We start from the raw sequence: 5,722 nt of genomic DNA, 5'->3' as shown, positions 1-5,722 counted from the left end.
CCGCTTGGCGGATGGGGGGTTTGGGATAGAAGCTTGACGATGACCTACTCTCACATGGGGAAACCCCACACTACCATCGGCGATGCGTCGTTTCACTACTGAGTTCGGGATGGGATCAGGTGGTTCCAACGCTCTATGGTCGTCAAGCAATTCGGTAGCTGTATCGTGTGTTAGACGCTACAGCGAATTGGGTATGTGATTGAGTTGCGAGCTCGTTGCAAATTTTCGGTTTGTTGTCGACTTCAACCGTCTGACACGCAAACAACAGATTGTTTGGGTGTTATATGGTCAAGCCTCACGGGCAATTAGTATTGGTTAGCTCAACGCCTCACAGCGCTTACACACCCAACCTATCAACGTCGTAGTCTTCGACGGCCCTTCAGGGAGCTCGAGGCTCCAGTGAGATCTCATCTTGAGGCAAGTTTCCCGCTTAGATGCTTTCAGCGGTTATCTTTTCCGAACATAGCTACCCGGCAATGCCACTGGCGTGACAACCGGAACACCAGAGGTTCGTCCACTCCGGTCCTCTCGTACTAGGAGCAGCCCCTCTCAAATCTCAAACGTCCACGGCAGATAGGGACCGAACTGTCTCACGACGTTCTAAACCCAGCTCGCGTACCACTTTAAATGGCGAACAGCCATACCCTTGGGACCGGCTTCAGCCCCAGGATGTGATGAGCCGACATCGAGGTGCCAAACACCGCCGTCGATATGAACTCTTGGGCGGTATCAGCCTGTTATCCCCGGAGTACCTTTTATCCGTTGAGCGATGGCCCTTCCATACAGAACCACCGGATCACTAAGACCTACTTTCGTACCTGCTCGACGTGTCTGTCTCGCAGTCAAGCGCGCTTTTGCCTTTATACTCTACGACCGATTTCCGACCGGTCTGAGCGCACCTTCGTACTCCTCCGTTACTCTTTAGGAGGAGACCGCCCCAGTCAAACTGCCCACCATACACTGTCCTCGATCCGGATAACGGACCAGAGTTAGAACCTCAAGCATGCCAGGGTGGTATTTCAAGGATGGCTCCACGCGAACTGGCGTCCACGCTTCAAAGCCTCCCACCTATCCTACACAAGCAGGCTCAAAGTCCAGTGCAAAGCTACAGTAAAGGTTCACGGGGTCTTTCCGTCTAGCCGCGGATACACTGCATCTTCACAGCGATTTCAATTTCACTGAGTCTCGGGTGGAGACAGCGCCGCCATCGTTACGCCATTCGTGCAGGTCGGAACTTACCCGACAAGGAATTTCGCTACCTTAGGACCGTTATAGTTACGGCCGCCGTTTACCGGGGCTTCGATCAAGAGCTTCGCTTGCGCTAACCCCATCAATTAACCTTCCGGCACCGGGCAGGCGTCACACCCTATACGTCCACTTTCGTGTTTGCAGAGTGCTGTGTTTTTAATAAACAGTCGCAGCGGCCTGGTATCTTCGACCGGCATGAGCTTACGCAGTAAATGCTTCACCCTCACCGGCGCACCTTCTCCCGAAGTTACGGTGCCATTTTGCCTAGTTCCTTCACCCGAGTTCTCTCAAGCGCCTTGGTATTCTCTACCCAACCACCTGTGTCGGTTTGGGGTACGGTTCCTAGTTACCTGAAGCTTAGAGGCTTTTCCTGGAAGCATGGCATCAACCACTTCGCGTTCTAAAAGAACGCTCGTCATCAGCTCTCGGCCTTGAACACCCGGATTTGCCTAAGTGTTCGGCCTACCACCTTAAACAAGGACAACCAACGCCTTGCTGGCCTAGCCTTCTCCGTCCCCCCATCGCAGTAACTAGAAGTACGGGAATATTAACCCGTTTCCCATCGACTACGCTCTTCAGCCTCGCCTTAGGGACCGACTCACCCTGCGTCGATTAACGTTGCGCAGGAACCCTTGGTCTTTCGGCGTGGGAGTTTTTCACTCCCATTGTCGTTACTCATGTCAGCATTCGCACTTCTGATACCTCCAGCGAGCTTCTCAACTCACCTTCACAGGCTTACAGAACGCTCCTCTACCGCTCATCTTACGATGAACCCGTAGCTTCGGTGCCTGGTTTGAGCCCCGTTACATCTTCCGCGCAGGCCGACTCGACTAGTGAGCTATTACGCTTTCTTTAAAGGGTGGCTGCTTCTAAGCCAACCTCCTAGCTGTCTAAGCCTTCCCACATCGTTTCCCACTTAACCAGGACTTTGGGACCTTAGCTGACGGTCTGGGTTGTTTCCCTTTTCACGACGGACGTTAGCACCCGCCGTGTGTCTCCCGTGCTGACACTTGCTGGTATTCGGAGTTTGCATCGGTTTGGTAAGTCGGGATGACCCCCTAGCCGAAACAGTGCTCTACCCCCAGCAGTGATACACGAGGCGCTACCTAAATAGCTTTCGAGGAGAACCAGCTATCTCCGAGCTTGATTAGCCTTTCACTCCGATCCACAGGTCATCCGCTAACTTTTCAACGGTAGTCGGTTCGGTCCTCCAGTCAGTGTTACCTAACCTTCAACCTGCCCATGGATAGATCGCCCGGTTTCGGGTCTATTCCCAGCGACTAAAGCGCCCTATTAAGACTCGCTTTCGCTACGCCTCCCCTATTCGGTTAAGCTCGCCACTGAAAATAAGTCGCTGACCCATTATACAAAAGGTACGCAGTCACCTAACAAAGTAGGCTCCCACTGCTTGTACGCATACGGTTTCAGGTTCTATTTCACTCCCCTCTCCGGGGTTCTTTTCGCCTTTCCCTCACGGTACTGGTTCACTATCGGTCAGTCAGTAGTATTTAGCCTTGGAGGATGGTCCCCCCATGTTCAGACAACGTTTCTCGTGCGCCGTCCTACTCGATTTCACTTCTAAGATCCTTTCGCGTACAGGGCTATCACCCACTATGGCCGCACTTTCCAGAGCGTTCCGCTAAAATCAAAGAAGCTTAAGGGCTAGTCCCCGTTCGCTCGCCACTACTAAGGGAATCTCGGTTGATTTCTTTTCCTCAGGGTACTTAGATGTTTCAGTTCCCCTGGTTCGCCTCTTGCACCTATGGATTCAGTACAAGATACTCAGCTTATGCTGAGTGGGTTCCCCCATTCAGAGATCTCCGGATCAAAGTCTGTTTGCCGACTCCCCGAAGCTTATCGCAGGCTACCACGTCTTTCATCGCCTCTGACTGCCAAGGCATCCACCGTATGCGCTTCTTCACTTGACCATATAACCCCAAGCAATCTGGTTACTGTCTCTAACGTGAAGACGACATTCGCCGAAAATTCGCGCTTGAACTCGCAAATTTTACCTTGACTTGATTAATCACCAGTGAAAGAGATTAATCAGTCTACTTCTATCACATACCCAAATTTTTAAAGAACGATTCTGGTAAAGACCAGAAATCAACGTTATCGCGGTAACGTTCATTTCTGAACTCTAACGAGTGGTGGTGGAGCCAAGGAGGATCGAACTCCTGACCTCCTGCGTGCAAAGCAGGCGCTCTCCCAGCTGAGCTATGGCCCCAATGTCTTGAAGCCTGCGCCCCACAACATTGGTGGGTCTGGGCAGATTCGAACTGCCGACCTCACCCTTATCAGGGGTGCGCTCTAACCAACTGAGCTACAGACCCAATCGTCTTCGCAATGAATCAAGCAATTCGTGTGGGAGCTTATGAAGAAGCTGATGTCTTCGATTAAGGAGGTGATCCAGCCGCAGGTTCCCCTACGGCTACCTTGTTACGACTTCACCCCAGTCATGAATCACTCCGTGGTAACCGTCCCCCCGAAGGTTAGACTAGCTACTTCTGGAGCAACCCACTCCCATGGTGTGACGGGCGGTGTGTACAAGGCCCGGGAACGTATTCACCGTGACATTCTGATTCACGATTACTAGCGATTCCGACTTCACGCAGTCGAGTTGCAGACTGCGATCCGGACTACGATCGGTTTTGTGCGATTAGCTCCACCTCGCGGCTTGGCGACGCTCTGTACCGACCATTGTAGCACGTGTGTAGCCCTGGCCGTAAGGGCCATGATGACTTGACGTCATCCCCACCTTCCTCCGGTTTGTCACCGGCAGTCTCCTTAGAGTGCCCACCATAACGTGCTGGTAACTAAGGACAAGGGTTGCGCTCGTTACGGGACTTAACCCAACATCTCACGACACGAGCTGACGACAGCCATGCAGCACCTGTGTCTGAGTTCCCGAAGGCACCAATCCATCTCTGGAAAGTTCTCAGCATGTCAAGGCCAGGTAAGGTTCTTCGCGTTGCTTCGAATTAAACCACATGCTCCACCGCTTGTGCGGGCCCCCGTCAATTCATTTGAGTTTTAACCTTGCGGCCGTACTCCCCAGGCGGTCGACTTAATGCGTTAGCTGCGCCACTAAGATCTCAAGGATCCCAACGGCTAGTCGACATCGTTTACGGCGTGGACTACCAGGGTATCTAATCCTGTTTGCTCCCCACGCTTTCGCACCTCAGTGTCAGTATCAGTCCAGGTGGTCGCCTTCGCCACTGGTGTTCCTTCCTATATCTACGCATTTCACCGCTACACAGGAAATTCCACCACCCTCTACCGTACTCTAGTCAGGCAGTTTTGGATGCAGTTCCCAGGTTGAGCCCAGGGCTTTCACATCCAACTTACCAAACCACCTACGCGCGCTTTACGCCCAGTAATTCCGATTAACGCTTGCACCCTTCGTATTACCGCGGCTGCTGGCACGAAGTTAGCCGGTGCTTATTCTGTCGGTAACGTCAAAACAGCAAGGTATTAGCTTACTGCCCTTCCTCCCAACTTAAAGTGCTTTACAATCCGAAGACCTTCTTCACACACGCGGCATGGCTGGATCAGGCTTTCGCCCATTGTCCAATATTCCCCACTGCTGCCTCCCGTAGGAGTCTGGACCGTGTCTCAGTTCCAGTGTGACTGATCATCCTCTCAGACCAGTTACGGATCGTCGCCTAGGTGAGCCATTACCTCACCTACTAGCTAATCCGACCTAGGCTCATCTGATAGCGTGAGGTCCGAAGATCCCCCACTTTCTCCCGTAGGACGTATGCGGTATTAGCGTCCGTTTCCGAACGTTATCCCCCACTACCAGGCAGATTCCTAGGCATTACTCACCCGTCCGCCGCTCGCCGGCATCCCGAAGGACCCGCTGCCGCTCGACTTGCATGTGTTAGGCCTGCCGCCAGCGTTCAATCTGAGCCATGATCAAACTCTTCAGTTCAATACTGCTTGGGTTTTGAGAAAACCCTAAACTTGGCTCAGCAATCGCAAATAAACTCTCGAATTCACGAGTGTTACTTGTGTTGCTGATAATCAGTCGACTACCAGTCTTACATTCACAAGCACCCACACGAATTGCTTGATTCAGTTGTTAAAGAGCAGTTGGTCAAGTCTTTCGTCTCAACCGAGGCGCGCATTCTACAGCGCCTCATCTTTCCGTCAAGCTTTATTTTCGAAAATTTCTTTTCTACTCAACCGCTTGCGCTTTCGATCAGCTCAGCTTCTCGTCAGCGGGAGGCGCATTCTACAGCGTTCAAACTCGCTGTCAACACCTCTTTTTCACCGCTTTCGATCGGCTCGACCGAAACACCAACAGAGCTCAACCACCACCCTGTCAGCCCGGCGCATTCTACTCGAACCCGCCGCCGTTGCAACCCTTATTTTCGTCCAACTCTTTGATTTCCAAGGAGTTTTCCGAGAGGCCTGCACCGGAAGTGGTGCGCATTATAGGCCCCACGAAATCCACGTCAACACTTAAATG

At 52.4% G+C, this 5,722-nt stretch carries 2 tRNA genes and 3 rRNA genes; all 5 read right to left on the bottom strand.

The features are described 5' to 3' along the window. Positions 1-31: 31 nt before the first annotated feature. The 5 genes from rrf to ACWKV7_RS23540 all read right to left on the bottom strand — a co-directional run bounded on the left by rrf (position 32) and on the right by ACWKV7_RS23540 (position 5,182). A 5S ribosomal RNA gene (rrf, locus tag ACWKV7_RS23560) occupies positions 32-147 on the bottom strand. A gap of 137 nt (positions 148-284) precedes the next feature. After that, positions 285-3,176: ribosomal RNA gene (locus ACWKV7_RS23555) — 23S ribosomal RNA — on the bottom strand. Between the two features lie 223 nt (positions 3,177-3,399). After that, positions 3,400-3,475 (bottom strand) — tRNA-Ala (locus tag ACWKV7_RS23550). 29 nt (positions 3,476-3,504) lie between these two features. After that, positions 3,505-3,581 (bottom strand) — tRNA-Ile (locus ACWKV7_RS23545). A 64-nt stretch (positions 3,582-3,645) separates the two neighbouring features. After that, positions 3,646-5,182 (bottom strand): 16S ribosomal RNA (locus tag ACWKV7_RS23540). The 16S, 23S and 5S rRNA genes sit together here with 2 tRNA genes alongside, the layout of an rRNA operon. Positions 5,183-5,722 lie beyond the last annotated feature (540 nt).

It is taken from the genome of Zestomonas ipomoeae (assembly GCF_057128665.1).
The sequence above is the reverse complement of the archived record's forward strand: the minus strand, read 5'-3'. Positions and strand labels throughout refer to the sequence as shown.